Raw genomic sequence first — 24,890 nt, 5'->3', positions numbered from 1 at the left:
GGCCGGGAGCCGGCGGTGCCGGCTCAGATGCCTTCCATCACCTTGTCGAGCCCGCGCACCACGCCGCGCACGGTGTGGACCTTGCGGATCGCCAGCAGCGCGCCGGACACATAGGGTTTGGAGCCGTCGCCGGCCTCATGCTTGAGATGCAGGCGCTGACCCTCCGCGCCGAAGATCACTTCGACGCCGAGCTGGTAGCCGGGCAGTCGCACGGCATGCACCTGCGTGCCGGACATGGTTGCGCCGCGCGTCTCGCGCGGGCCGTTGACCTGGTCCACCGGCACGGCTTGCTGCGCGGCCTTGATCTCGCCGAGCCGGAACGCCAGTTCGCGCACCGTGCCGGACGGCACGTCGACCTTGCCGGCCTTCGCGTAGTCGATGATCTCCCAGTGGTCGAGATGGCGCGCCGCCATTTCCGCGAACTTCTGCAGCAGCACGACCGTGATCGCGAAGTTGCCGCACGCGAGCACGCCGCGGTCGGCCTTGCGCGCGGCGGCGTCGATCTCGGCATAGTCCTCGTCGGTCAGGCCAGAGGTGCCGACCACCACGTGCGCACCGTGCGCGAGCGCCTGCAGGATGTTGTGCTTGGCAATGGCCGGCTTGGTGTATTCGACGTAGACGTCGTAGGGCGTGCTGCCCAGCGCCTCGATGCTCGCCGCCGCCACGCCGGGCGTGTCGGCATGGCCGGTGAGTTGCGCGAGCGGTTGGCCCGCCGCGCCGCGCGACAGGCCCGCCACCAGCGTCATGTCGGCCGCGTGCGCCACGCCGCGCGCCAGTTCGCCGCCGGCCCAGCCGGTTACGCCGCCTACGGCGACACGGATCGGATTGCTCATTGTTTTTTCTCCGTTGGTGGATTGCGGTCGGTGGAGGATACCGCGCTATTCCGTTGCTCGCCGGCGGTCGATTTTCCGCGCGAGCACGATCGACGTGGTGGTGTGGTTCACACCGTCGAGCATGCCGATCTCGTCGAGCAACTGGTCGAGCCGCGCGTGGGTGTCGCAGCGGATCACCGCCATGTAGTCCACCGGGCCGCTAACTGAGCTGAGCTCCTCGATCTCCGGCAGCCGCTGCAGCGCGCGCACGATGGCCGGGCCGGCCTTGGGCTGCACCGACAGCCCGCAGAACGCCTGGATCGCGTTGTCGCCCATTTCGCGGCCGAGCCGCACACCGTAGCCGGCAATCACGCCGAGCCGTTCCAGCCGCGCGATGCGCGCCACTACCGTGGTCCGCGCGATGTCGAGATGGCGTGCGAGATTGGCCGCGCTTTCCCGCGCGTTGGCCTGCAACAGCGACAGCAGGTGGCGGTCGGTCTGGTCGAGTTTGTCGGTGTCTGCCATTTCGTCGAAATCCGTCGTCGTTTCGTTCGATTATGGACGGCATTCGTCGAACTTGATCCTTCTTTCTGTTGCGCGCGCTGCCCATACTCCAATCAGGCACATATCCATCAGGCTTGAACCACGGAGGACACCATGCAGCCATCCACTCTCGGCCGCGGCACGCCGCGGGACCTGACCCGGGCCAGCGGCCCGCTGCAAGTGGTGGTGCTCGGCGCCGGCAAGATCGGCCGCACCATTGCCGCCATGCTGCATGACAGCGGCGACTACCGTGTCTGCCTGGTCGACAACGACGCGCGCCGGCTCGACGGCCTGCCGCGCGCCATTACCGTGCGTGCCGGCGACCCGACCGAGCCGGGCACCTGTGCCGCGCTGCTCGCGGGCGCCGATGCCGTGCTTAACGCGCTGCCGTTTCACGCCGCGGTCAGCGTGGCCACGGTGGCAGCCCGCCTCGGCGTGCATTACTTCGACCTGACCGAGGACGTGGCCGCGACGCAGGCCATCCGGCAACTGGGCCAGAACGCGCGTTCGGTGCTGATGCCGCAGTGCGGTCTGGCGCCGGGCTTTATCGGCGTGGTCGGCCACGACCTCGCGCAGCGCTTCGTGCGCGGCGGCGGCGAGCTGCTCGACTTGCAGATGCGCGTGGGCGCGTTGCCGCGCTACCCCAACAATGCGCTGAAGTACAACCTCACATGGAGTACCGAGGGGCTGATCAACGAGTACTGCAATCCGTGCGAGGCCATCGTCGACGGCCGCCGTATCGAGCTGCCGGCGCTCGAAGGGCTGGAGACCTTCGCGCTGGACGGCATCGAATATGAGGCCTTTAATACATCAGGCGGCCTCGGCACGTTACCGGAAACCCTGGCGGGGCGCGCGCGCAATGTCGACTACAAGTCCATCCGCTATCCGGGCCACTGCGCGCAGATGAAGCTGCTGCTCAACGACCTGCGCCTGCGCGAGCGGCGCGGCTGGCTGCGCGAGATCTTCGACCGTGCGATTCCGGTGACGGAGCAGGACGTGGTCATCATCTTTGCCACGGCGACGGGATACCCGGCTGGCGGCGAACGCGGACGCGGCCCCCTTACGCAGGCTTCGTTCTCGGCGCGCATCGGCGGCGTGGACGGTCCGGCCGGACACGTCAATGCCATCCAGCTCACCACGGCCGCGAGCATCTGCGCGGCGCTGGACATGGTGGCGAGCGGGGCGCTGCCGCAAGCGGGCTTCGTGCGGCAGGAAGCCATGCCGCTCGCCATGTTCCTGGCCAACCGCTTCGGCTGCCACTACACGCAGCATCCGCTGCAGGAGACCACCGTATGAAAGCGCAAGAGATCGCGGCCTGCTGGCAGTCGATGGGTCTGCCGCGGCCATGGAGCGACGGCACGCCGGCGGGCACGGTCATTGTGCGATCGCCGGTCGATGGCGAGGCGTTCGGCCACGTCCCGGCCTGCACGCCGGCCGAGGCCGATGCGCGGATCGCCCGCGCGCACACGGCGCAGAGCAGCTGGGCGCTGGTCCCCGCGCCGGTACGCGGCGAGATCGTGCGGCGCTTCGGCGAGGTGCTGCGCGAACACAAGACGGCGCTGGGCCGGCTGGTGTCGCTGGAATCCGGAAAGATCCTGCAGGAGGGGCTGGGCGAAGTGCAGGAGATGATCGACATCTGCGACTTCGCGGTCGGGCTGTCGCGGCAACTGCACGGGCTGACCATTGCGTCGGAGCGGCCCCAGCATGCGATGCGCGAGACCTGGCATCCGTACGGCTTGTGCGGCGTGATCTCGGCCTTCAATTTTCCGGTCGCCGTATGGGCGTGGAATGCCGCGCTCGCACTCGTGTGCGGCAACGCAGTGCTGTGGAAACCGTCGGAAAAAACCACGCTGTGCGCCCTGGCCGCACATGGGCTGCTCGAACGCGTGCTGGCCGCGGCGGCGCCGCACTACGTGGGGATATCGGCGGTGCTGCCGGGCGGTCGCATGGTCGGCACGCATCTCGTCGGGCATCCGGCGGTGCGCCTGGTCAGTGCGACCGGCTCGACCCGCATGGGCCGCGAGGTGGGCATCGCCTGCGCCCAGCATTTCAAGCGCAGCATCCTGGAACTGGGCGGCAACAATGCGGCCATCGTGGCGCCGTCGGCCGATATCGAACTGGCGGTGCGCGCCATCACGTTCGCGGCGGCCGGGACGGCCGGGCAGCGTTGCACCACGCTGCGCCGCTGCTTCGTCCATGCCGACCTCATGGATACCATGGCGAGCCGCCTGGTCACGGTGTTCGACCGCCTGCCTGTCGGCGATCCGCTCGAAGACGGCACGCTGCTCGGCCCGCTGATCGATACGGGCGCGGCCGATGCCATGGCCAACGCGCTGGCATCCTGCCGCGCGCAGGGCAATATCGTCACGGGCGGCGAACGCCTGCTGGCAGACCGCTTCCCGCACGCGAGCTATGTGCGCCCGGCACTGGTGATGACCGACGAGCAGCACGACACCATGCTGACCGAGACCTTCGCACCGATCCTGTACCTGATGCCGTACACCTCGCTTGATGAAGCGATCGCCCTGAATAATGCGGCCGCGCATGGACTATCGTCGTGCATCTTCACCGAATCGCTGCGCGAGGCGGAGCGCTTCCTGTCATCGGCGGGTAGCGACTGCGGCATCGCCAACGTAAACATCGGTACCAGCGGCGCGGAGATCGGCGGCGCGTTCGGCGGCGAGAAAGCGACCGGCGGCGGGCGGGAATCGGGGTCGGATGCGTGGAAGGGCTATATGCGGCGCGCGACCAATACCATCAACTACGGCGATACCTTGCCACTGGCGCAGGGTATCCGGTTCGATATCTGAGGGAGGATTTACGTTCGCCAAACCGTTGCGAATCGTAACAAGGGTTACAGCGCCTTGACGCTGTATTACCAAAGCGCCCCGTATAACGTTCTCAGGGCAGGCACATGCCGAAGCGACCCCCGAGGAAAAATACGATGAGAACGGTAACGATTGGACTGGCCGCCGCGGCCGCCGCCACAGCCTTGCTGGGCGGTTGCGCGGTGTATCCGTATCCGGCAGGACCTGGTCCCGCTGTCGCGGTGGCGCCTGCGCCGGTCTATGTAGGCCCGCCGGCGGTGGTGGTGTCGCCGCGGCCGTATTACTACGGCGGCTACGGCTATGGCGGTTACTATGGCCGGCGCCGCTATTGGTAAGGGCAGGGGAAAGTAAGGCGGAGAGGCGGAGAGCGGATCAGTTGGCGCCGCTCTCGTCGGCCTTGCTATTGAGCCCCGGCCAGCTCGGTGCCAGTGTCTGGCCGATATCGGGCAGATCGACCAGGTCGAGCACCCGTCCCACGGTATGGTCGACCAGTTCGGCAATGCTCTGCGGCTTCTGGTAGAAGCCCGGCACGGGCGGGAACACGATGCCGCCCATTTCCGTCACTGCCGTCATATTGCGCAGATGCGCGAGATTCAGCGGCGTTTCCCGCACCATCAGCACCAGCCGGCGGCGTTCCTTGAGCGTGACGTCGGCAGCGCGAGTGATCAGGTTGTCAGAGAGACCGTGGGCGATCGCTGCCAACGTGCGCATCGAGCACGGGGCCACGACCATGGCATGTGCGCGGAACGAGCCGCTCGCAATGGTGGCGCCGATATCGCGCACGTTGTGCACGACGTCGGCCATGGCTTCCACGTCGGCGCGGCCGATCTCCAGTTCGTGCTGGAGGTTCATCACGCCCGCCGGGGAAATCAGCAGGTGGGTTTCCACCGTGGGCACCTCGCGCAATACCTGCAGCAGGCGTACGCCATAGATGGCGCCGGTGGCGCCCGTGATGGCGACGATCAGCCGTTGCGGCACGGCGCCGCCGGTCACGGGCATGGCAGTCCTCAGCCCTTGAGCAGGGTCTGCAGTTCGCCGTTCTGGTACATCTCCATCATGATGTCCGAGCCGCCGACGAACTCGCCGTTCACGTAGAGCTGCGGGATGGTCGGCCAGTTGGCGTATTCCTTGATGCCCTGGCGGATGCCTTCATCGTCCAGCACGTTGACCGTCGCCGGCGAATCCACGCCGCAGGCCTTCAGGATCTGGATGGCGCGGCCCGAGAAGCCGCACATCGGGAACTGCGCGGTGCCCTTCATGAACAGGACCACCGGGTTGCCCTTGACGATCTGGTCGATCTTTTGTTGCACGTCACTCATGGTTGCTTTGTCGGTTGAGGGGCACCTGACCGTCAGGCGCCACCGGGTGTCGAAGGCCGCACGGTGACCGTGCGGTGGTGATCTGGCTGCAAATTTTACCGGAATCGCCGCCAGCCTTCAGGCGGCCGGCCGGCGCCCTCCAGTGCAGCGCTGCTGCCCGGCCAGGTCCCGTGCGGTAAAGACCTCGGTGAAGCCGGCACGCTCCAGCAGCCCTTGCGTGGCCTCGGCCTGGTCGTAGCCATGCTCCATCAGCAGCCAGCCGCCCGGCAGCAGCCGGCCGTGTGCTCCTGCCACGATCGCCGCGAGGTCGGACAAGCCGTCATTGTGGTCGGTGAGCGCATCGATCGGTTCGAACCGCAGATCGCCCTCGACCAAGTGCGGATCGCCTTCGGCAATATAGGGCGGGTTGCTGACGATCAGGTGGAAACGCAGTTCGGCCGGCAGCGCGGCGTACCAGTCCGATACCAGGAAATGGATGCGGTCGGCGCCAAGCGCGCTGGCATTGTCCTGCGCCACCATCAGCGCGCCGGGCGAGATATCGGTGGCCCAGACCTCGGCATCGGTCCGTTCGCGCGCGATCGTCACGGCCAGGATACCCGAGCCCGTGCCCAAATCGAGCACGCGCGGATGCGGCACGCCGGCCAGCCGCGCGAGCGACGATTCGGCGGCGATTTCCGTGTCGGGGCGCGGGATCAGCACATCGGGCGTGACGCGGAACTTGCGGCCGAAGAACTCGCGCTCGCCGATCAGGTAAGCCATCGGCTCGCCGGCCAGGCGCCGCGCCAGCAGCGTGGCAAAGGCATCGCGCTGCGGCAGGCTCAGGGTGTCGCTGTCGCGCGTAATCAGCTGGGTACGGGTCAGGCCCGTGACGTGGGTCAGCAGCATCCGCGCTTCCAGCGTCGGCAGGCCGGCCATGGCGGCGAGCGACTGCGCTTCACGCACGGTGGGAGTAGCCGGCAAGGCGCCGGACATGGCAGGGGACATCGACAATGCGGGAGCGGAAATGCCGGCGGTAAAGCGCCAGCCAAAAACAAAAAACCCCGCCGGGCGTTGGCCTGGCGGGGCTTTCGGCGGGTCTGGCAGCTAGGGAGACAGTGTAGCGCTGAACCCTGGCGGCTGGCGTGAAACCCGCGTCACGGTCATTACTTATTGACGGCGTCCTTGGCCTTGTCGGCGCCGGCGTTGACGGCATCCTTGGCGGCTTGCTTGGCATTTTCCATGGCGTTGCCAGCGTCGACCTTGGCCTTGTCCGCAGCGGCGGAGACATCGGCAGCGGCGTTGCTGGCCGCGGCCTTGGCGGCATCGGCGGCATTGCTGGCGGCCGCGGCGGCATCGCTGGCGGCGGCCTTGGCCGACTCGGCCGCGTTCTGCATGGCGGTATCGGCGCTCGGCGTAGCGGGGGCTTCTTCCTTCTTGCTGCAAGCGGCCATAGCCGCGGTGATCATCAACAGTGCGAGCAGTTTCTTCATGATTTCGTCCTTATGTCCGTGCGTCAGGAGAGACAAATGCCGGCAGCTTCTTGTGTAGCCGGTCGAGAACGATTATAGACAGCGGCCCTATGGCCGCCAGTGCTGTTTCAAGCATTTACAACAGATACAAAGCGTTCGATGCCGTTGCGCGGCGTTGCTCTGATGTATCGTTTCGGGCACTCGCCAGCCGCGCGTCAGCTATCCTCGCCGAGCGCCGCCAGCTGGTCGGCCTGATGCTCGGCCGCCAGTGCGGACACCAGTTCTTCCAGATCGCCGTCCATGATCATGTCGATCTTGTAGAGCGTCAGGTTGATGCGGTGGTCGGTCACGCGCCCCTGCGGGAAGTTGTACGTGCGGATGCGGTCGCTGCGGTCGCCCGAGCCGATCAGGTTGCGGCGCGTGCTCGCTTCCTTCGCCTGCGCGGCGCGCATCTGCTGGTCCTTGATGCGCGCGGCCAGTACCTTCATGGCCTTGTCCTTGTTGCGGTGCTGGCTGCGGTCGTCCTGGCACTCGACCACGATGCCGGTCGGGATATGCGTGAGGCGCACGGCCGAGTCGGTCTTGTTGACGTGCTGGCCGCCGGCGCCCGATGCGCGGAACGTGTCGATGCGCAAATCGGACGGATTGATCTCGACTTCGCCCACTTCATCGGCTTCCGGCATCACCGCGACCGTGCAGGCCGATGTGTGGATGCGGCCCTGCGCCTCGGTGGCCGGCACGCGCTGCACGCGGTGGCCGCCCGATTCGAACTTCAGGCGCGAGAATGCGGCATCGCCGGCAATGCGCACGATCACTTCCTTGTAGCCGCCGAGATCCGATTCGGACTCGCTCATGATCTCCACCTGCCAGCGCTGGCGTTCGGCAAAGCGCGTGTACATGCGCAGCAGGTCGCCCGCGAACAGTGCGCTTTCCTCGCCGCCGGCGCCGGCGCGGATTTCCAGGATCAGGTTGCGGTCGTCGTTCGGGTCCTTGGGCAGCAGCAGCTTCTGCAGGGTGCCTTCCAGGGTCTCCAGCCGTTCGCGCGCGCTGGCGATCTCATCGGCGGCGAAGTCCTTCATCTCCGGATCGTCGAGCAGCGCCTGCGCCGTGGCCAGATCGTCCTGCGCCTGGCGGTAGAGACCGTATTGCTCGGCCACCGGCGACAGTTCGGCATGCTCGCGGCTGAGCTTGCGGTACTGGTCGATTTTGGCGGTCGCATCCTCGCGTGCAAGCAGGGCGTTGACTTCGTCGAGTCGCTCGGCCAGTTGGTCGAGCTTGGCAAGCATGCTGGCTTTCATGGGAATCCGGGTGGGGAAGGCGGGAATCGGGCGGGAATCGGGCGGAATACCGGGCCGCGATCGAGGCGGGCGGCGGTTGCCGGCGCGCATCGCGCGCGGGCGCAGCGGTCGGCGCGGCTAGCGCTCGGAGTGGCTGCTCTGGCGGAACAGGCCGGGCACCAGGCGCACCAGCGCCTCGCGGTCCTCGCCCTGCATGTGGTTCAGCGCATGGGTCGGGCCATGCAGGAACTTGCGCGTGAGCGCGCCGGACAGGGCTTCGAGCACGGCTTCCGGATCGTCGCCACGCGCCAGCATGCGGCGCGCGCGTTCGAGTTCAGCCTGGCGGATCGACTCGCCGGCGGTCTGCAGTTCGCGGATGACCGGCACCACGCTGCGCGTTTCCAGCCAATGCATGAAGTTCTGCACGCGGCTTTCGATGATGGCCTCTGCCTGCGCCACGGCAGCCTGGCGCAGCGCGTTGCCTTCACGCACGACTGCACCGAGATCGTCGACGGTGTAGAGGAACACGTCGTCCAGCCGTGCAACCTCTGGCTCCACGTCGCGCGGCACGGCCAGGTCGACCATCATGATCGGGCGGTGCTTGCGGCGCTTGACCGCGCGTTCCACGGCACCGAGGCCGATGATCGGCAGCGAACTCGCGGTGCAGGACACCACGATGTCGAATTCATGGAGCCGCTCGCCCAGTTCCTGCAGGCGGATCGCCTGCGTCGTCAGGCCCTGTTCGGCCAGCTGCTCGGCCAGCTTCTCGCCGCGCTCGACGGTGCGGTTGGCCACCACCACCTGGCGCGGCTTCTGCGCGGCGAAGTGCGTCGCGCACAGCTCGATCATCTCGCCGGCGCCAATGAACAGCACGCGCTGCGTCGAGACGCTTTCAAAAATCCGTTGTGCCAGCCGTACCGCCGCCGCCGCCATCGACACCGAATGCGCACCGATCTCGGTCTGGCCGCGGACTTCCTTGGCCACCGCGAAAGTGCGCTGGAACAGCTGGTTCAGGTACGTGCCGAGCGAGCCAGCTTCACCAGCGGTGCGCACCGCGTCCTTGAGCTGGCCCAGGATCTGGGTTTCGCCAAGCACCATCGAGTCGAGCCCGCTGGCGACACGGAACGCGTGCCGAACGGCCTCAGACTGGGGCAGGGAATACAGGTGCGGCGCCAGGTCGGACGCCGGTACGTTGTGATGCTGCGACAGCCACCGCAGCGTGTGCTCGAAACCCTCGGCGCCCGGCTTCAGGATGTCGGTCGCGCAGTAGATTTCGGTGCGGTTGCAGGTGGAAAGGATGGCAGCTTCGGTACCATTGCGCCCGGCCAGATGCGTGCGCAGCGCCCCAAGCGCGGGTTTGATCTGCTCAAGCGGAAACGCCACCCGCTCGCGAAGCGAGACTGGTGCCGTCGTGTGATTGATGCCGATCGCGAGCAGTTGCATTTGTAGGGACTGGTACCGGGTCCGCAGCGTGTGCGGCCCGATTGCCATTATAACGTCGGGATCGGATCTTGCAGGCAGGCGCGGCAGCCACATGCCAGTGCAGTATCGTTACGCGGATGCCACCGTCTTGTGGTGAACGCAACACATGGGAGCGAGGATGTTGGGCACGTTGATCGTCGGACTGCTGGTCGGCCTGAGCGCGCGGCAGATGCATCCAGCCGGCAGGGTGGTATCCCTGCCAGCCGCGCTGGTGCTTGGCATGGCGGGCGCTGCGGCGGGTTTCTACGGCGGACGCGCGCTCCATCTGTTCATCGACGGCCAGCTCAGCGGCTGGCTCGCGGCGATCCTCGGCGCCGCGCTGCTCGTCGGCGTGTGGGGCGCGTTGCGGCCCCGCCACGGATAAATTCAGAACTGACGATCGCGCAGGAATCGGCGCCCGCGTTTGATGCGGATCAAGCGCGCGCGGCCAGGAACCGCCGCAGGATGCCATCCGAATAGTGGCTGGCCACCTGCTTCAGGAATGCCGGAAAATCCACATGGGCGCTGTCGTCGGCGCGGTCGGAGATGGTCCGCATGACCGCGTAGCGCACGCCGTATTCGTGGCAAACCTGCGCCACGGCGGCGCCTTCCATTTCCACGGCCATCAGTCCCGGCAGGCGCTCGCGCAGTTCTGCGACAGCCGTGGCCGAGTTGATGAACTGGTCGCCGCTACCCACCAGCCCAAGCTGCAGCGCCGGCGTGCCGATGCCGAAATGTTCGCGCACAGCAGGCGGCACATCGGTCGGCAAGTCTTCGCGCAGGAAGCGGTCGGCCGCCGCGCGCAGCGCTTCGGTCAGGTCCGGGTCCGCGGGAAAGCGCACGCAGTCCAGCAGCGGCACTTCATGGCGCGGGAATAGCGGGCGTGCGTCCATGTCGTGCTGCATGGTTTCGCTGGCGATCACGATATCGCCCACGCGCACGCCGTCGCCGACGCCGCCGGCCAGACCGGTAAAGACGATCTCCTGCACACCGAATTCGCGGATCAGCGTGGCCGTGGTCGCGGCCGCAGCGACCTTGCCGACACGGGCGAGCACCAGCACGCACGGCTGTCCGTGCAGGTGGCCCACGTGATAGTCGCGCATGCCGATCCGGTGGATGGTCGCGCGGGCGTCTTCATGGCGCATGGCGGCGACCAGGCTGTCGACTTCGTCATGCAGGGCGGCGAGGATGCCGAGGGTCATAGGGGGCGTGGCAAAGGGAAACCGATAGGATAGCCTGCCGCCACTGCTGGCGGGCGGGCACGGCATTCCGTCCGTTGCCGGGCCGCGCGCTGCGTTAGAGTCGCGCACTTCAATGCAGCGTTGGAGACATGCTGATGCTCAGCAGCGACGACTTCCTTTCCGTGGTCCGCCTGGCGCCGCTGGTTGCCATCGATCTCATCGTCACGGACCCGCGGGGTGCCGTGCTGGTCGGCTGCCGCCGCAACCGGCCAGCGCAGGGAAGCTGGTTTGTACCGGGTGGCCGCATTCGCAAGGGCGAGACGCTTGACGACGCCTTCCGGCGCATTGTGATTGACGAACTTGGCGACGCGATGGGGGGGCAGGCATGCGTGTCGGCGCGGCGTGGCGATGCCGTCTTGCTCGGGGTCTACGAGCACTTCTACGATGACAACTTCGCCGGTGCCGAGGGCGTGGGCACGCACTATGTTGTGTTCGGTTACGGTGTGACGGCGGCTACCGCCGTGCTGCCGGGTCAGGAAGGGCAGCACAGTGCGTACCGGTGGGTGTTGCCGGGTGAGTTGCTGGCGGATGACATGGTTCATGTCAATACCAAGGCATATTTTGGTGGGTAGTGGGCGTGGTAGATGGTTTGTCGTTCTTGGCTGGCGCCGCTGTTTCGCCGGCGTAGCCGGCGGAATTTCTTTTGGGCGGAGTGGCGGTGGCGTTCTTGGCAGGCGCCGCTGTTTCGCCGGCGTAGCCGGCGACCTACTCTTTTGTCCGAGCGACAAAAGAGTAGGCAGAAAAGCGCGTCGTTGCCGCTGGCCATCAATTCCACGGCGGCAGTGGTTCAAACGGCTTTGGACGCCTGCGATGGTGGTCGGCCGTTCCAACCTGCTACGCCATGTGAGTCAGAACCTGTGCCTCGCGCGGCACGGCTTTTGGACGATCCCCAAGACGGACTCGGGTACAGCGTTCCAACACGGTCAGTGGTGGGACGCCTTCGGCTGCGCTGCGCGCGCGTCGTCGTCTGGGGGCAAACTCATCAACGTCGCTGACGTCCGAGGTTCGTTTTTTGCTCTACGCCCATGCATGCGCGGGCGTCTTCACCGAGGCGTGGTTTGCCCTGGGCCCACGCGCTCAGACTTGAGCTCTGCGCGTAGCGCAGCCGAAGGCGATTGCACGATGCCGTTGGCAGCAGGGTCCACAGACGCTTGCAGGGCTCGTCCAATCAGCGCTGTATTCCCACTCACGGTGGTGCCCCACGCGGCAGGCAGCGTAATTCACTCTGAAGCCCATACCCGTACAACACCCTTGGCACACTACGATAAAAATTCGCCCCTTTGGGGCAACCAAAACGCGTTTTTGGTTACTTTTGTCGCTCGGACAAAAGTGACTCGCCGGCTACGCCGGCGAAACAGCCGCGCCAGCGAAGAGCGATAGCCCACCCCCAACGAGAAGCCCCCCCGGCTACGCCGGCGAAACAGCCGCGCCAGCGAAGAGCGACAACCCACCCCCAACGAGAAGCCCCCCGGCTACGCCGGCAAAACAAAAACCATCCCCCTAGAACCCCAAAAAAAGCCGGCCCGCCGCAGCGGGCCAAAAACCCGGCACCACCACCGCGGCCGGGGATTCCGCAGCAGTTGGCGCTAAGCAATCCCGCCGCTAGGCAATCACGGCACTGTCCGGCTCCTCCGCGCTGTCGTCCCGGTCGTCGGTGAACGCGCGGCTGGCCGCATCGCCGGGCACGGCGTTGGAGAAGGCCGCATATTCCGTCCGCAGGAATTCACGGAACGCCGTGCCGGTCTCGGCATGGCGCAACGCAAACTCCACCGTCGCCATCACGTAGCCGAGCTTGCTGCCGCAGTCGTAGCGGCGGCCGTGATAGCGGTAGGCAAGCGCCTGCTCCTCGGCGAGAAGGGCCTGGATCGCGTCGGTGAGCTGAAGCTCGCCGCCCGCGCCGGGCCGAATCGCATGCAGATGGTCGAAGATGCGCGGCATCAGCACATAGCGGCCGACCACGCCAAGGTTGGACGGCGCGTCCTCGGGCGCGGGCTTTTCGACGATGCCGGTCATCTTGACCACGCGGTGGTCCCACGCCTTGCCGGCAATCACGCCGTACGAGCGCGACTCGTGCGGCGCGATCTCTTCCACGCCGATGACCGAGCTGTGATAGTGGTCGAACACGTCGATCATCTGCCTGAGCACCGGCGTCGGCGCATCGAGCAGGTCGTCGGCGAGGATCACCGCGAATGGCTCGTCCCCAACCAGCTTGGCCGCGCAGCGCACCGCGTGGCCAAGCCCGAGCGGCTCGGTCTGGCGCACGTAGAAGCATTCGACGTGCGGCGGCTTGATCCCGCGCACGAGATCCAGCAACTGCTGCTTGCCGCGCGCCTGCAGTTCGGCCTCGATCTCGCAGGACTTGTCGAAATGGTCTTCGATGGCGCGTTTGCCGCGGCCGGTCACGAAGATCAGTTCTGTGATGCCCGCCGCCACGGCCTCTTCCACCGCGTACTGGATCAGTGGCTTGTCTACCACCGGCAGCATCTCTTTCGGACTGGCCTTGGTGGCCGGCAGGAATCGCGTGCCGAGGCCTGCCACCGGGAATACCGCTTTCTTGACTTTCAGCATGACTACCCCGTCGTCTGGAGAACAGATATTGGTACCGGCCCGCCGCAATGGTGTGGAACCCGAGCGGCTTTCCGCGGGTCGCGCCAGGTACAGGGGCCATCTTTGGCGAGCCGGTGAATCGAGCGTATTCGGCGGCACGTCCGCCCATCTGCCAACACTTCGCCATATTCGGCCACGTGCAGCCGATTGCATCCACTCGTCGGCAGGACTCTGGCTTTTGGCCGACCGATCCTTCCCACGGGGCATAAAGTGCCCCTACCGGCCTGACACCGCCGGATTGCCGGGCACACGCGGGCAGGTACAGCCGTGGACATGTGCGCCACCACGCGTGAACAACGATGGAGAAGCCATGAAGATCCCGATGATTTCCGACGCAGGCCGGGCCATGCTCATCCGTGTGCGTTCGTTGTTCGCTGGCGCGTGCGTGCTGAGCGTGGTGCTGTTCGCGTTCCATGGCTGCGGCGGCGAGCGCAGCGGCGGGTCGGCTGGCACCGCGCTCAAGGTCGATGCGGCCGAAGGCTGGACCCTGTGCGCGACCGAGTACAACACCTGTACGTTCACCGGCACGCGCCAGGTCAAGTACGGCACCGAGACGCAGTTCGTGATCCGAACCTTCACCAACAGTGTGGGTTGCGACAACGGCGTGTTCGGCGATCCTGCGCCGGGATCGGCCAAGAGCTGCTGGTACGACGCCAGTGGCGATGGCGCTGCCGGCGGCACCGTCACCGCCGACGGCAACTGGACGGTCTGCGCCAACGAGAACGCCTACTGCAGCTTCAGCGGTACGCGCCAGGTGCGCTATGGCACCTCCACCCAGTTCATTACCAAGACGTTCAGCAATGGCGTGAACTGCGACAACGGCGTGTTCGGCGATCCCGCGCCGGGATCGGCGAAGGCCTGCTGGGTCGCCAGCCCGGCCACCGCGGGCAGCGGCAGTGCCGGCAGTCCGAGCACGGCCGCGCTGCAATGCACGCCACCCGCTGCAAGCAGCGACGTAGCCAGCGCGGGCGATGCCATCGAGGCCGATCTTGCCGGCGGTGACGGTACGCGCATGGTGGCGGCCGGCTCGCCGTTCCAGGTCAACGTGATCACGCGCACCGGTGCCGGAGACACGGTGAGCTGGCAGATCGCCGACGCATGGGGCACGGTGCGCGCGGTCGGCACTTTTCCGGTGACAGCGGGCGGGCGGGCCGCGACGCTGCAATGCGTGTCGTCGCTGGCCGGATACTTCGCGTTTTCAGCATCGCTGAATTCCGGCAGCACACTACGGGCGCGCGGGACGCGGCCGAACGGCATCGCCACGTTCGGCGTGCTGCCCGACGTCTCGCAGGTGCTTCCTGCCGTCACTTATGCCAGGCAGGACCAGCACCGCTTCGGTGGCCAGGGCGCGGCCTACCTGTTGCCCGGGCAGGAATGCTGCACCGGCGACGGCTACCGGCCGCTCTACACCGCGCTCGGCCTGAGCTGGGTCAACGACAACCGCAGCTGGGCCAGGATGGAGCCTGACGGACCCAACACCTTCAACCCGCAGGCCGACAACCTCGTCCCGTACCTGAAGGGCGGCGACCTGATGCGCCTGATCCAGCTCGACGGCATACCTGGCTGGGCGAGCCCGACCGGCGCCGCGACGCACAGCTACGCGCCCAAGTCGCTCACGGCATTCCAGGACTACGCGAGCCGCGTGGGGCAAGAGGCCGACATCATCCGCAAGCGCTATTTCCCGTCGGAGGCGGGCAACTACTACCAGGTCACCTGGGAGCCCGACTACAACGGCGGCCTGCCGTGGCTCGATACCGATGCCAACTTCGTCGCCATGTATCGCGCGGTCTGGCAGGGCGTGCACGCGACCGATCCGGCCGCCGTGATCATGGGCACCACCAACGCGATGGTGAGGGAGAACACCAAATGGCTCAACCGGCTGGTGCCGCTGGGCCTGGGGCAGTACCTCGATGGCGTCACCGTGCATGGCTACTACGACGTCGGCACCTCGCCGTCGCATCCGCCGGAACGGCTCGTGGGCAACGCCGACGCTGCCACCGCGGCCAATTCGCTGCCGGCTTCCATGCGCGAGCTGCGCCATGCGGTGGCATCGCAGCTCAAGCGCGGTGCGCGCCTGTTCGTGACCGAGACCGGCATCAGCTATGACCTTGGCACGAGCTACGGTTCGGACTACCCGACGCCCAACGTGCTCTACGCGCACGGCGCGGTGGTGGTCCGTACGCACCTGATCCTGCTTGGAGAGGGGGCTGACGTCACGTACATGTTCTACGCGAATGACTTCCCGACGCAGGCTGGCTATGGCCTGTTCTTCGACCTGCTGTCCGCGCAGGGCAGCTTCGGCCCGAACTTGATCAGCCCGAAGCCGGCGGCGCTCGGTGTCGCGGCGATGACGCGGCTGGTCGACGGCACCAGCACGCTCGGTCCGCTCAAGAACCTGCCGGCTGGCGTGTACGGCTATGCGTTCCAGCGGCTTGGCGGCGGCAAAGTCGTGACCGCGCTGTGGACGCATGACAATGCAAGCTGGAGCGCGGCATCCGGCTTCGACGCCAACCGCTCCGTGGACTATGCGCTGCGCGTCGGCGCACCCGGCACGAGCGGCCAGGTGCCGGTCGTCGACATGATGGGCAATGTCACCAGCCAGGCCTACAGCGATGGCGTCGTCACGCTGCACCTGACCGCGACGCCGCTGTATGTGATCTCCAGCGATGCGTCGGTCATGCAGGCCAACGTGACGGTGCCGGAAGGGTACGTCGCGCAGTAAGCATCGCGCAGTCAAGCCTCCGAGTGCGAGCGGCCCGTGCGGGCCGCTCGTCATTTCCGCGCTTCGCCTTTCCGCCCGTTCGTTCCTCCCGCGCAACACATTCCGCCTCGCTTCCGCTCAGCCCGTGTCCGGCTCACGCCGCAGCCCCGGCTTTCCTTCCAGCACCAGCAGCGTTGCCGCTTCCGCCAACGCCTGTTCCTTGCGTCGCAGTTCGCGCTCCAGCTCGCGGATGCGCCGCTGGTCGCGCTCGTGCCGGCCGTCGAAAGCCATGCCCTCGGCGTCCGCCGCCAGTGCAGCGGCCGCAAGCTGGCGCCAGTGATCGAGTGCGCCCGGTTCGATGCCATGCCCGAAGCACCATGCCAGCCGTTCGTGTTCGTCGAGGCCGCTGGCCGCCAGCAGCATATCGAGCCGCGCCGCGCCGGTGCCGGAGGGATCTCGCGCCGATGCATGCAGGGCGCAGGCGCGCCATCGCTCGAGCGCTGCCGGCGAGATGCCGGTCTCCGCCGCCACCTGCTCCACGCTGGCGCTCTCGGGCGGCAGCATGCGCGCGATGGCGCGGTCCTTGAAGGTTTGCCGGTATCTCGCCACGCCTGTTTCCTCGCATGCCGCCGCTCACGCGGCCGGACGCTCGTTTGGTAGCTCATTAGGCTGCGCCGGCGGCACGGCCTCTTGCGGCCTGCGCCGCGCAGGAAACAACGCCTCGCGCAGACGCAGGAACGGAAACTCGATCGCCCGCGTGGTCACGTAACCCGCGCCGATCGCGATGATGAACTGCACGGCCAGCGCTGCTGCCCATGTCACCACAACAGGTAATTCCATCCCCGTGGCCTTCTGGATGAACAGCGCGCCGGGGGCCAGTGCGATCGAGTGCCACAGGTAGATGCCATACGAGTAGATGCCGATCCATGCCACCGCGCGGTACACCATCGTGCGGCGCAGGTCGCCCGAGTATTCGAGCGCGAGCATGATCAGCGCGGCGAAGCCGATGGCCTGGATCGTGTAGCCGATGCTCTCTTCCATCCGCGGCATCGGCTGCAGCCACACCAGCCAGACCACCAAACCGAGCACCAGTGCCACCAGCAGCGCGCGCCGCTGCGCGAGTGCACGGTAGTACGCGGGCTGCATCCAGTAGACCGTGGCGAGCATCACGCCGACGAGCAGGCTGTCGATGCGGTACTGCGTGTAGGCCGCGGCGGCTTCCAGGTTGCCATCGGCAACGGCGGCGCAGCGCGCGGCCAGCACGACGACGCAGGTCACGCCCAGCGTCCAGAGGATGGTGGTCGCGCCAGCCCGCCAGCGCGCCAGCAGGATCAGCAGCGCCGGTAGCAGCAGGTAGAAGTGCTCCTCGACGGCCAGGCTCCAGGTCTGGGCGATGGATGAGCCGAAGTAGTTCTGCAGGTGCGTCAGGTTCTGGTACAGGAACGTGCTGGTGGGGTGCCGGCCGGCCAGCACATGGAAGGCGATCAGCGCGTAGTAGGCGGGCCATATCTTGAAGATGCGCCGCACGATGAAGCGTCCCGCGTCGATGCGGCCCTCCTGCGAATACTGGCGCAGCAGCAGGCCGCCCACCAGGAAGCCGCTCAGCGTGAAGAACAGGTTGACGCCTTCGCGGCCGAAGTTTTTCAGCGGGTATTCGATCCAGGCCAGCACCGGATGGCCCGCGCTGACGGTATGGAAATGCATGCCCATGACCATGATGATGGCCAGGCCCCGCACGAAGTCGAGTTCGATCGCGCGGCCCGCGGTCGAGCCTTGATGCGTGCGTTTTCCGGAAGTGCCGAAGTTGTCCATGACGGTCTCCTTACATGCCGCAGTCGCGCCAGGAAGGCATACGTTCGCCTGAAAAGCGCGGGCGGATGAAGCGGCATGGATTCCCGCCGTAGACGCCGCCTGCCGGCAGCGAACGGTGCACGACGGACAGCGGCGTGACCACCGCCGACCGGCCGATCGTCACGCCCTTCTGCACCACGCATTTCGCCGTGATCCAGGCGCCGTCCTCGATCACGATCGGCGCGACCGACAAGTCCATATTGGTATCCACGGCGTGCGAGCCGGCGGTAAGAAAAGTGCCCTGCGAAATGCAGACGTGCGAGCCGATGCGGATCGGCGCCTGGTTGTAGATCCAGCAATCGATGCCGAACCAGCAGGCATCTCCCACCTCAAGATTCCACGGCGCTTTCACGCGCATCGGATGGACCATCCGGCAGCCACGTCCGATCCGAGCGCCAAACAGCCGCAGCAGGGCGACCCGAACGCCGGAGGCGGGCATCAGCCGGTTGTTGATCACGGTGGCTTCCACGACGAACCACAGGGCCTCTACCGCCAGGCTGCGGCGCCTGACATAGTTGCCCTTGCCCGCGCGGTCGAGCGGAATGACGGCGTCGCCCGCGTGGCGGGGCGGCCGGAGCGCCTCAGCATCCATGTCCCGTTCCTCCCGGCCTGGTCTTCGCAGGCCCGTTCGTTATCAACGTTCATTCCGTTTTCGATTCGGTAAAAGAATTATTGAATGCCGCAGCGTTCCCGGCGGGACAGGCAGGCGCGCTTGTCCACGGGGACAGAGGTTTTGGCGTCAATCGACTACGCCCTGTTGCCGCGGTGACGGCCCAATGCGCCGCGGGTCATTCCTGTCTGTTGCCATGCCCTCAGCGGGCAATGCGGACCGGCGTGCCGGCATCACGGTTTCGCGCAGGCGCAGGAACGGAAATTCGACGAGCCGCGTGGTTACGTATCCGGCCACGATGGCGATCGCGAACTGCAGCACGGTCGCCAGCGCCCAGATCAGCAATGGCGGCCAGCCCCACTCGAGCGCGGTGCGAATGACGATGCGCCCCGGCTCGCGTGCGACGGTATGCCAAAGGTAGATGCCATAGGAGTAGACACCGATCCACGCGACGGAGCGGTAGGCGAGCGTCTCGCGCAGCCGGCCGGAATGCTCAAGTACCAGCACGATCAGCGCGCAGAAGCCGATCGATTGCACAGTGAAGCCGATGCCTTCCTGCAATGCGACCGTGCGCTGCAGGCACAGCAGCCACGCCAGCAGCAGTGCCACGCCCGCGACCAGCCACGTGCGCCGCGCGGCCAGCGCGCGGTAGGTGGCAGGCATCAGCCAATAGACCACTGCCAGCATGACGCCATAGAGCAGGCTGTCGACGCGATAGTGCGTATAGACGTAGGCGCCTTCGAGATCGCCGGCCGCGACGGCCGCCAGGCGGCCGGCCAGCACCAGCGTGCACAGCGCGGCCAGCAACACGAGCAGTGTCTGCGGCGACGGCCGCGCGCGCGCCACGCCCAGCAGCGCGAGCGGCAGCAACAGGTAGAAGTGCTCTTCGACGGCGAGGCTCCAGGTCTGCGCAATGGAAGAGCCGAGGTAGTTCTGCAGATGGAAGGTGTTCTGGACCAGAAAGGTGTCGCGCGGGTGCCGACCGATCACCACGTGGAACAGGATCAGCGCGTAGTACGCGGGCCAGATCTTGAACATGCGTCGCACGATGAAGCGGCGCGCATCGATCGTCCCGGTGCCCGCATACTCGCGCAGCAGCAGGCCGCCCACCAGGAACCCGCTCAGCGTGAAGAACAGCGTCACGCCTTCGCGCCCGAAATGCTTGAGCGGATATTCCACCAGCCACACCAGGGTGCTGCCGGTGTCGACGGTGAAGAAGTGGATGCCCATCACGGCGATGATGGCAATGCCGCGCAGGAAATCGAGCTGAAGCAGGCGTTCGCCCGGCGGCGACGCCTTGTCTTGATGGCTGGGAGTCATGTGACGGTCCTCTGACCCGCAGGGACCCGCTACCCTGCAGGCAGGTGGCGCCGTCTGCGCGGCGCTTCGAAGGCTGGAAATGGCAGACACTGCGACAAGTGCGGCATCGCTACCGAAGCGATGCCGCGGATTCTCTGAGGCTCGGATGCCGCGCCGTGGCGGCGCCGCGTCATGCGGCGGCGCTGAGCAAGGTGCGCTTGAACTCCCCAACGGTATGGCGCGCCAGCAGGTGCGCACGGCCGGGCACGCCCGGCGATGGCGCCGACGGTGCGCCGGGCGACGGCGGCGGCCAGAGCTGGTCCAGCGCCCGGCGAATGGCGGGCGCAGACAGGTCTTCGAGCACCGGCCCCAGTTCGCGTCCGTTGCAGAACCAGCCGATCAGCCCGTCCGCGGTAGCCACCACCGGCTTGCCGCTGCGATAGGCCTGCACCAGCACGCCACTCATGCCGTAGTGGCCCTTGTAGCCGAGCCACACCGCATCGCAGGCCGCGAACAAGTCGGCTTCTTCGGTCTCGGTGATGAAGCGGTCCAGGACGACAGGCTCGCGCGCCAGCGCGGACGTGGCCGCGCGCAGGTAGTCGCGCGTCTCGGCGTCCTGCACACCGGCAATCACCAGCGTCGGCGCGCGCGGGTGTCCGGACAGCGCGCCCACCAGTTCGCGGATGCCCTTGCGCGCGCTCACGTCGCCGTACACAAGCAGGTGCGGCCCGCTTCCGAGTCGTAGCCGCGCGCGTGCGTCGTCGGCGCTGGTGCTGCCCGTGCCGGTTGCATCGGGGCTTGGATCGGCCAGGTAGCCGAGCGCGGCGCCGCCGCGGCGGCCGGCATGCCACTGTGGCAGCGTGGGGTCGATCGACAGCAGCGTGCGCAGGCCATCCGTGCGCAGCGCCGCGCGAAACAGCAGCGCTTTCGCAGTGTTGACCACTGGCTGGCGCGGCGCGCGCACGCCCACGCTGGCGTGGTGGAAGCTCGCCCGCATCGTGATGCCGATCCACGGCGTCGCGGCAAAGGGCGAACCGAGCACCGGCAGCGCATACAGGAAATAGTCGGCGTAAGGCACGACGGCCAGGGTCGGCTGCAGCGTTGCGCAGGCTTGCTGGTACATATCGTGAAAGACGCGCCAGTAGCGGATATAGGACAGCCGCCCCGCACCGCTTCCGGCATCGGGCGCCGGGGTTGCCAGCAGCAGCTTACAGCCCGGATAGTTTCCCGCGGCCAATGCCTGCGCGAGCCGGTGGCCGTGATTGGCGCTGTCGGTCACGACCACGCAGCGATGGCCGGCTTCGGCGAATGCCTGCATGGCCCATTCGACATAGCGCCAGCGGTGCCCGGTGAAGTCGGGTTCGATGATCAGCAGCGCAGGGGCGGAATTGGAGGCCGGCATCGCTGTCCTGGTTGTCGTTGCGTGCTGTGGGGAGCCGCTTCCCGAAGGGCTCGTGCTCGCCGGGCCCTGCCGGAGCAGGCGTGCCCGATGTCATGACACTAACAGCGTGCGCCTGTCCGCTGCCGCCAAAAGCAAGCTGGTGCCTGCAGCGATCCGCGCGGCCGGGCACATGCGGTGCGCAGCGCTGTCGCGCGGCCGGCACGGCTGACCGAAAACGACAGGAAGATGGCGTGCCGGCCACGCGGGCTGCGCGATATGGTCGGTCGGTCGGTGCACGGGGCGTGGGCCGTTGAGGCGACCGGATCGCACACGAAAAAAACTGCGGGGTCCTATGAGCAAGGCGCTGAAGATCATGGCGGCATTGCCGCGCGGGTGGCCGCCGGCCCATTCCGCGGCCTGGGTGCTGCTCCAGCAGGTGCTGGTGCGCGGGCTGGTGGCGGTCAAGTTCCTGCTGGTCGGACGCATGCTCGGGCCGGAGGCGCTGGGTGTCGCGGGCGTAGCGTTGCTGGCGGTCGCGATTGCCGAGTCGCTCAGCGATACCGGCCTGCCGCAGGCGGTGGTGCAGGGCGGCCAGGCGCCCGCGCCGCATGAACTGTCGGCGCTGTGGACGGCACTGACCTGCCGCGGCGCGCTGGTGGGACTGCTGCTGGCAGCGCTGGCCCCCTTCCTTGCGGCGCAGTTCCATCTCGACGGCGCCGTGCCCCTGCTGTGGATGGCCGCGGCGCTGCCGCTGCTGCGGGGCCTGGCATCGCCCGCCTACTACGTGGTCACGCGCGCACGCGGCTTCCAGCAGCTCGCGGGCGTGGAGGCAGCCAATGCGTGCGCCGATTGCGCCGTGAGCCTGGCCTGCGCGCTGGCCGGCGCGGGCGCGTACAGCATCATCATCGGCCTGCTGGCGGGCGAGACCCTGAAGAGCGTGCTGACCTGGGCGATGCTGGGCCCGCGGCCGCCCCTGCGCCTGCGCTGGAGTGGCATCGGCCACTACCTGGGCTTCAGCCGCTGGATCTGGGCTGGCAGCGTGGTGAACCTGCTGCTGAACCAGTTCGACAAGGTGATGGTGGGCAAGCTGCTCGGCCCCGCGCAGCTCGGCGCTTACCAGATGTCATCCAAGCTCGCGCAGATGCTGCTCGCCGACGCCGGCATCGCGCTGTCGCAATATCTCTTTCCGACCTTTGCCGAGCGGCATCGGCAGCAGGACGGATCCGCGCTGCGGCTCGCAAGCCGCCTGCTCATGCTCGGTGCGGTGCTGCTCGCCGTCGCCGTCGCCACGCTGGCCTCGGTGGCCGAGCCGCTCTTCCTGCTGCTGCTGGGTCCGCGCTGGATCGACGCCGTGCCGCTGTTTCGTGTGTTCGCGGTCAACATGGCCATCGGCGCGCTGATCGCGCTGCTGGTTGCCTACCTGCGCGCGGTGGGCCTGCCACGCGCGGCCACGGAGGCGTCGCTGATCCAGGTCGCCGTGCTGCTCGTGACCGTGCCCCCTGCCACGCAGCACTACGGTGCGATCGGCATCGCGTGGTCGATGACGGTCGGGCTCGCCTGCGCGGCTTCGTGGATGCTTTTTCGCATGCTGAGGAGAGCGTGATGCGGATACTCCATCTTGTACTGGCGCCGCGGCTGTCGGGTGCCGAAGTCCTGGCCAGGGATCTAGCCGTGGCGCAGCAGGAAGCGGGCGACATCGTCGGCGTCGCTTCGCTGTTGCCGGCTCACAGCGACTTCGCAACAATGCGTGCCGACCTGGAGCGAGCCGGCGTGTCGTGCGATTTCCCGCAGCGGCGCATGCGCGCGCCGGGCCGGCTCTGGCATCTGCTGGGCGTACTGCGGCGCTTCCGGCCAGACGTCGTGTTCGCGCACGCGACCATCCCGGCGTTCTACGCGCGCGCGCTGCCCTGGCCGGCACCGGTGGTCTACGTCATGCATTCCGCGGTCAACGATTTCGAGCGGCCCTTGTTTCGGATTGCAGAGCGGCTGCTGTCACGGCGCGCAAGCGCCGTGGTGGCGGTGGCACAGAGCAATGTCAGCGACTATCGCGCGGCGGTGGGGAGCCATCCGGGGTTGAGGCTGATTCCGAATGGCGTGGATATGCGGCGCTTTGCTGCGCCGGCTGCACCGGATGCCGAGGCGGCGACCGTGGCCGATGGCCCGCTGGTCGTCCAGCTTGGGCGCTATACGGCGGTGAAGAACCAGTTGCACACCGTGCGCGCGTTTGCCGAGATGCTGCGCGTGGTGCCTGCGGCGCGGTTGGCGTTGTATGGCGTGATCGAAGACCCGTCATATCACGCATCCGTGCAGGCGCTGGTTGGTGAACTGCGGTTAGGGGAGCAGGTCAGCGTCAACGGTCCCCGCGGGGATATCCCGCAGCTACTGGCGCAGGCCAGCGTGTTTGCCATGCCGTCGGCTTCAGAGGCGCACAGCATAGCGTTCCTGGAAGCGCTGGCGACCGGTGTGCCGGTTGTCGCCAGTGCTATTCCCGCATTTCGGTTTGCCGATGGCTTTCAGTCGGTGCAGTTGCTGGATACCGGGGATATTGGCGCCTATGCGGAGGCGTTGGTGCGGGCTGCTGCTCAGCCGCGTGCGCGGCGGGGGCTTGAGGGGCTGACGTTGGAGGATACCCTGCGGGGTTATCGGGTGGTGGCGAGGGAGGTGATGGGGATTGTTTGATTTTTGGGGGTGGGTTGTCGTGCTTGGCGGGCGCTGCTGTTTCGCCGGCGTAGCCGGCGGGGCTTCTCGTGGGGGGTTATCGCTCTTCGCTAGTGCGGCTGTTTCGCCGGCGTAGCCGGCGAGTCACTTTTGTCCGAGCGACAAAAGTAACCAAAAACGCGTTTTGGTTGCCCCAAAGGGGCGAATTTTTATCGTAGTGTGCTGAGGGTGTTGTACGGGTATGGGCTTCAGAGTCAGTCACACTGCCTGCCGCGTGGGGCACGACCGTGGTCAGAATTACAGCGCTGATTGAACGAGCCCTGCAAGCGTCTGTGGACCCTGCTGCCGGCGATATCGTGTGATCGCCTTCGGCTGCGCTATGCGCAGAGCCCTAGTCTGAGCACGCAGGCCCAGGGCAAACCAGGCCCGGGTGAAGATGCCGCGCTTGCATGCGCGCAGAAAAAGGAAATCTGGACTCGGGCGCCAGCCACGCTGATGAGCTGGCACCCAGACGACGACGTGCGCGCAGCGCAGCCGAAGGCGTCCCACCCCTGACCTGGTTGGAACGCTGTACCCGAGTCCGTCTTGGGGATCGTCCAAAAGCCGTGCCGCGCGAGGCACAGGTTCTGACTCACATGGCGTAGCAGGGTCGAACCACTGACCACCGTAGCAGGCGTCCAAAGCCGTTTGAACGACTGCCGCCGTGGAATTGATGGCCAGCGGCAACGACGCGCTTTTTGGTTACTTTTTGTCGCTCGCGGCGTGTGTCAAGGTAGTTGTCGCGTCCGCCGCTATGCTGCTTTCCTGTACTCCGTGGTTTGCGGCTCGGCCCGTTCGGGGTTCAGGTAGACCAC

23 protein-coding genes are annotated in these 24,890 nt (G+C 67.0%); 8 read left to right on the top strand and 15 right to left on the bottom strand.

The window, feature by feature from the left end; all coding sequences use genetic code 11:
- Positions 1-23 precede the first annotated feature (23 nt).
- Together dapB and KHO41_RS35155 are read right to left on the bottom strand one after the other, a co-directional pair.
- Complete coding sequence (gene dapB, locus KHO41_RS35160; RefSeq protein WP_211957843.1) at positions 24-833, bottom strand: 4-hydroxy-tetrahydrodipicolinate reductase; 810 nt, start codon at positions 831-833, stop codon at positions 24-26.
- A gap of 45 nt (positions 834-878) precedes the next feature.
- Complete coding sequence (locus tag KHO41_RS35155) at positions 879-1,337, bottom strand: Lrp/AsnC family transcriptional regulator (protein WP_211957842.1); 459 nt, start codon at positions 1,335-1,337, stop codon at positions 879-881.
- 132 nt (positions 1,338-1,469) lie between these two features.
- Between KHO41_RS35155 and KHO41_RS35150 the strand changes: the two genes are divergently transcribed.
- The 3 genes from KHO41_RS35150 (at position 1,470) to KHO41_RS35140 (ending at position 4,518) form a co-directional block, all read left to right on the top strand.
- The gene (locus KHO41_RS35150; protein WP_211957841.1) at positions 1,470-2,651 is read left to right on the top strand and encodes a saccharopine dehydrogenase C-terminal domain-containing protein; all 1,182 of its coding nucleotides are present in this window, start codon (positions 1,470-1,472) and stop codon (positions 2,649-2,651) included.
- Positions 2,648-4,165: an L-piperidine-6-carboxylate dehydrogenase gene (gene amaB, locus KHO41_RS35145; RefSeq protein WP_211957840.1), complete on the top strand. Its 1,518-nt coding sequence runs from the start codon at positions 2,648-2,650 to the stop codon at positions 4,163-4,165. Before KHO41_RS35150 ends, amaB begins: the two co-directional genes overlap by 4 nt.
- 134 nt (positions 4,166-4,299) lie before the next feature.
- Entirely contained in the window at positions 4,300-4,518 is a 219-nt protein-coding gene (locus tag KHO41_RS35140; RefSeq protein WP_211957839.1) for a hypothetical protein, read from the top strand.
- A gap of 37 nt (positions 4,519-4,555) precedes the next feature.
- Here the strand turns inward: KHO41_RS35140 and KHO41_RS35135 are convergent, their stop codons facing one another.
- The 6 genes from KHO41_RS35135 to hemA all read right to left on the bottom strand — a co-directional run bounded on the left by KHO41_RS35135 (position 4,556) and on the right by hemA (position 9,670).
- A complete protein-coding gene (locus KHO41_RS35135) occupies positions 4,556-5,182 on the bottom strand; it encodes a UbiX family flavin prenyltransferase (RefSeq protein WP_211957838.1) in 627 nt (208 codons plus the stop codon).
- 8 nt (positions 5,183-5,190) lie between these two features.
- On the bottom strand, positions 5,191-5,502 hold the full coding sequence (gene grxD, locus KHO41_RS35130) for a Grx4 family monothiol glutaredoxin (RefSeq protein WP_211957837.1): 312 nt from the start codon (positions 5,500-5,502) through the stop codon (positions 5,191-5,193).
- A 117-nt stretch (positions 5,503-5,619) separates the two neighbouring features.
- Positions 5,620-6,486: a peptide chain release factor N(5)-glutamine methyltransferase gene (gene prmC, locus KHO41_RS35125; protein WP_211957836.1), complete on the bottom strand. Its 867-nt coding sequence runs from the start codon at positions 6,484-6,486 to the stop codon at positions 5,620-5,622.
- A 158-nt stretch (positions 6,487-6,644) separates the two neighbouring features.
- Positions 6,645-6,971, bottom strand: coding sequence for a hypothetical protein (locus tag KHO41_RS35120; protein ID WP_140950665.1), 327 nt, complete (start codon positions 6,969-6,971; stop codon positions 6,645-6,647).
- 194 nt (positions 6,972-7,165) lie between these two features.
- On the bottom strand, positions 7,166-8,248 hold the full coding sequence (gene prfA / locus KHO41_RS35115) for a peptide chain release factor 1 (RefSeq protein ID WP_211957835.1): 1,083 nt from the start codon (positions 8,246-8,248) through the stop codon (positions 7,166-7,168).
- Between the two features lie 117 nt (positions 8,249-8,365).
- Positions 8,366-9,670, bottom strand: a complete 1,305-nt coding sequence (gene hemA, locus KHO41_RS35110; protein ID WP_011299188.1) for a glutamyl-tRNA reductase — start codon at positions 9,668-9,670, stop codon at positions 8,366-8,368.
- A gap of 157 nt (positions 9,671-9,827) precedes the next feature.
- On the opposite strand from hemA, the gene KHO41_RS35105 reads away from it, so the two are divergent.
- Positions 9,828-10,073 (top strand): hypothetical protein, encoded by a 246-nt coding sequence (locus tag KHO41_RS35105; protein ID WP_211957834.1) that lies wholly within the window; start codon positions 9,828-9,830, stop codon positions 10,071-10,073.
- Between the two features lie 49 nt (positions 10,074-10,122).
- On the opposite strand, the gene KHO41_RS35100 is transcribed toward KHO41_RS35105, so the two are convergent.
- Positions 10,123-10,890 (bottom strand): 5'-methylthioadenosine/adenosylhomocysteine nucleosidase, encoded by a 768-nt coding sequence (locus KHO41_RS35100; RefSeq protein ID WP_211957833.1) that lies wholly within the window; start codon positions 10,888-10,890, stop codon positions 10,123-10,125.
- 134 nt (positions 10,891-11,024) lie between these two features.
- Here KHO41_RS35100 and KHO41_RS35095 point away from each other — a divergent pair, with 134 nt between their 5' ends.
- On the top strand, positions 11,025-11,501 hold the full coding sequence (locus KHO41_RS35095) for a GDP-mannose mannosyl hydrolase (RefSeq protein ID WP_211957832.1): 477 nt from the start codon (positions 11,025-11,027) through the stop codon (positions 11,499-11,501).
- A 1,030-nt stretch (positions 11,502-12,531) separates the two neighbouring features.
- Here KHO41_RS35095 and galU read toward each other — a convergent pair.
- Positions 12,532-13,497 (bottom strand): UTP--glucose-1-phosphate uridylyltransferase GalU, encoded by a 966-nt coding sequence (galU, locus tag KHO41_RS35090; protein ID WP_211957831.1) that lies wholly within the window; start codon positions 13,495-13,497, stop codon positions 12,532-12,534.
- Positions 13,498-13,846: 349 nt separating this feature from the next.
- On the opposite strand from galU, the gene KHO41_RS35085 reads away from it, so the two are divergent.
- A complete protein-coding gene (locus tag KHO41_RS35085) occupies positions 13,847-16,258 on the top strand; it encodes a hypothetical protein (protein ID WP_211957830.1) in 2,412 nt (803 codons plus the stop codon).
- A gap of 117 nt (positions 16,259-16,375) precedes the next feature.
- Here KHO41_RS35085 and KHO41_RS35080 read toward each other — a convergent pair whose 3' ends face one another.
- The 5 genes from KHO41_RS35080 to KHO41_RS35060 form a co-directional block, all read right to left on the bottom strand.
- Positions 16,376-16,846 carry a transposase gene (locus tag KHO41_RS35080; protein WP_211957829.1) on the bottom strand — a complete coding sequence of 157 codons (471 nt, stop codon included), beginning with the start codon at positions 16,844-16,846 and terminating at the stop codon, positions 16,376-16,378.
- 24 nt (positions 16,847-16,870) lie between these two features.
- Entirely contained in the window at positions 16,871-18,049 is a 1,179-nt protein-coding gene (locus KHO41_RS35075; RefSeq protein WP_211957828.1) for an acyltransferase family protein, read from the bottom strand.
- A 10-nt stretch (positions 18,050-18,059) separates the two neighbouring features.
- Positions 18,060-18,680 carry an LbetaH domain-containing protein gene (locus KHO41_RS35070; protein WP_211957827.1) on the bottom strand — a complete coding sequence of 207 codons (621 nt, stop codon included), beginning with the start codon at positions 18,678-18,680 and terminating at the stop codon, positions 18,060-18,062.
- A 147-nt stretch (positions 18,681-18,827) separates the two neighbouring features.
- The gene (locus KHO41_RS35065; protein WP_211957826.1) at positions 18,828-20,018 is read right to left on the bottom strand and encodes an acyltransferase family protein; all 1,191 of its coding nucleotides are present in this window, start codon (positions 20,016-20,018) and stop codon (positions 18,828-18,830) included.
- A gap of 169 nt (positions 20,019-20,187) precedes the next feature.
- Positions 20,188-21,399 (bottom strand): glycosyltransferase, encoded by a 1,212-nt coding sequence (locus tag KHO41_RS35060; protein ID WP_211957825.1) that lies wholly within the window; start codon positions 21,397-21,399, stop codon positions 20,188-20,190.
- A gap of 331 nt (positions 21,400-21,730) precedes the next feature.
- Between KHO41_RS35060 and KHO41_RS35055 the strand changes: the two genes are divergently transcribed.
- Both KHO41_RS35055 and KHO41_RS35050 read left to right on the top strand, forming a co-directional pair.
- Positions 21,731-22,981 (top strand): oligosaccharide flippase family protein, encoded by a 1,251-nt coding sequence (locus KHO41_RS35055; protein WP_211957824.1) that lies wholly within the window; start codon positions 21,731-21,733, stop codon positions 22,979-22,981.
- Positions 22,981-24,057: a glycosyltransferase family 4 protein gene (locus tag KHO41_RS35050; protein ID WP_211957823.1), complete on the top strand. Its 1,077-nt coding sequence runs from the start codon at positions 22,981-22,983 to the stop codon at positions 24,055-24,057. Before KHO41_RS35055 ends, KHO41_RS35050 begins: the two co-directional genes overlap by 1 nt.
- Positions 24,058-24,890 lie beyond the last annotated feature (833 nt).

It is taken from the genome of Cupriavidus numazuensis (assembly GCF_905397435.1).
Taxonomy (GTDB): Bacteria; Pseudomonadota; Gammaproteobacteria; order Burkholderiales; family Burkholderiaceae; genus Cupriavidus; species Cupriavidus numazuensis.
This window is presented reverse-complemented; position numbering and strand designations above follow the sequence as displayed.

What these genes read in the sequence shown, in the direction of transcription:
- hemA (WP_011299188.1), bottom strand. Translation starts at nt 9,670, where the DNA reads ATGCAACTGCTCGCGATCGGCATCAATCACACGACGGCACCAGTCTCG.
- KHO41_RS35055 (WP_211957824.1), top strand. Translation starts at nt 21,731, where the DNA reads ATGAGCAAGGCGCTGAAGATCATGGCGGCATTGCCGCGCGGGTGGCCG.
- KHO41_RS35085 (WP_211957830.1), top strand. Translation starts at nt 13,847, where the DNA reads ATGAAGATCCCGATGATTTCCGACGCAGGCCGGGCCATGCTCATCCGT.
- KHO41_RS35050 (WP_211957823.1), top strand. Translation starts at nt 22,981, where the DNA reads ATGCGGATACTCCATCTTGTACTGGCGCCGCGGCTGTCGGGTGCCGAA.
- KHO41_RS35095 (WP_211957832.1), top strand. Translation starts at nt 11,025, where the DNA reads ATGCTCAGCAGCGACGACTTCCTTTCCGTGGTCCGCCTGGCGCCGCTG.
- amaB (WP_211957840.1), top strand. Translation starts at nt 2,648, where the DNA reads ATGAAAGCGCAAGAGATCGCGGCCTGCTGGCAGTCGATGGGTCTGCCG.
- KHO41_RS35140 (WP_211957839.1), top strand. Translation starts at nt 4,300, where the DNA reads ATGAGAACGGTAACGATTGGACTGGCCGCCGCGGCCGCCGCCACAGCC.
- KHO41_RS35070 (WP_211957827.1), bottom strand. Translation starts at nt 18,680, where the DNA reads ATGGATGCTGAGGCGCTCCGGCCGCCCCGCCACGCGGGCGACGCCGTC.
- KHO41_RS35155 (WP_211957842.1), bottom strand. Translation starts at nt 1,337, where the DNA reads ATGGCAGACACCGACAAACTCGACCAGACCGACCGCCACCTGCTGTCG.
- galU (WP_211957831.1), bottom strand. Translation starts at nt 13,497, where the DNA reads ATGCTGAAAGTCAAGAAAGCGGTATTCCCGGTGGCAGGCCTCGGCACG.
- KHO41_RS35135 (WP_211957838.1), bottom strand. Translation starts at nt 5,182, where the DNA reads ATGCCCGTGACCGGCGGCGCCGTGCCGCAACGGCTGATCGTCGCCATC.
- KHO41_RS35065 (WP_211957826.1), bottom strand. Translation starts at nt 20,018, where the DNA reads ATGACTCCCAGCCATCAAGACAAGGCGTCGCCGCCGGGCGAACGCCTG.
- KHO41_RS35105 (WP_211957834.1), top strand. Translation starts at nt 9,828, where the DNA reads ATGTTGGGCACGTTGATCGTCGGACTGCTGGTCGGCCTGAGCGCGCGG.
- KHO41_RS35150 (WP_211957841.1), top strand. Translation starts at nt 1,470, where the DNA reads ATGCAGCCATCCACTCTCGGCCGCGGCACGCCGCGGGACCTGACCCGG.
- prfA (WP_211957835.1), bottom strand. Translation starts at nt 8,248, where the DNA reads ATGAAAGCCAGCATGCTTGCCAAGCTCGACCAACTGGCCGAGCGACTC.
- KHO41_RS35100 (WP_211957833.1), bottom strand. Translation starts at nt 10,890, where the DNA reads ATGACCCTCGGCATCCTCGCCGCCCTGCATGACGAAGTCGACAGCCTG.
- dapB (WP_211957843.1), bottom strand. Translation starts at nt 833, where the DNA reads ATGAGCAATCCGATCCGTGTCGCCGTAGGCGGCGTAACCGGCTGGGCC.
- KHO41_RS35075 (WP_211957828.1), bottom strand. Translation starts at nt 18,049, where the DNA reads ATGGACAACTTCGGCACTTCCGGAAAACGCACGCATCAAGGCTCGACC.
- prmC (WP_211957836.1), bottom strand. Translation starts at nt 6,486, where the DNA reads ATGTCCCCTGCCATGTCCGGCGCCTTGCCGGCTACTCCCACCGTGCGT.
- grxD (WP_211957837.1), bottom strand. Translation starts at nt 5,502, where the DNA reads ATGAGTGACGTGCAACAAAAGATCGACCAGATCGTCAAGGGCAACCCG.
- KHO41_RS35060 (WP_211957825.1), bottom strand. Translation starts at nt 21,399, where the DNA reads ATGCCGGCCTCCAATTCCGCCCCTGCGCTGCTGATCATCGAACCCGAC.
- KHO41_RS35120 (WP_140950665.1), bottom strand. Translation starts at nt 6,971, where the DNA reads ATGAAGAAACTGCTCGCACTGTTGATGATCACCGCGGCTATGGCCGCT.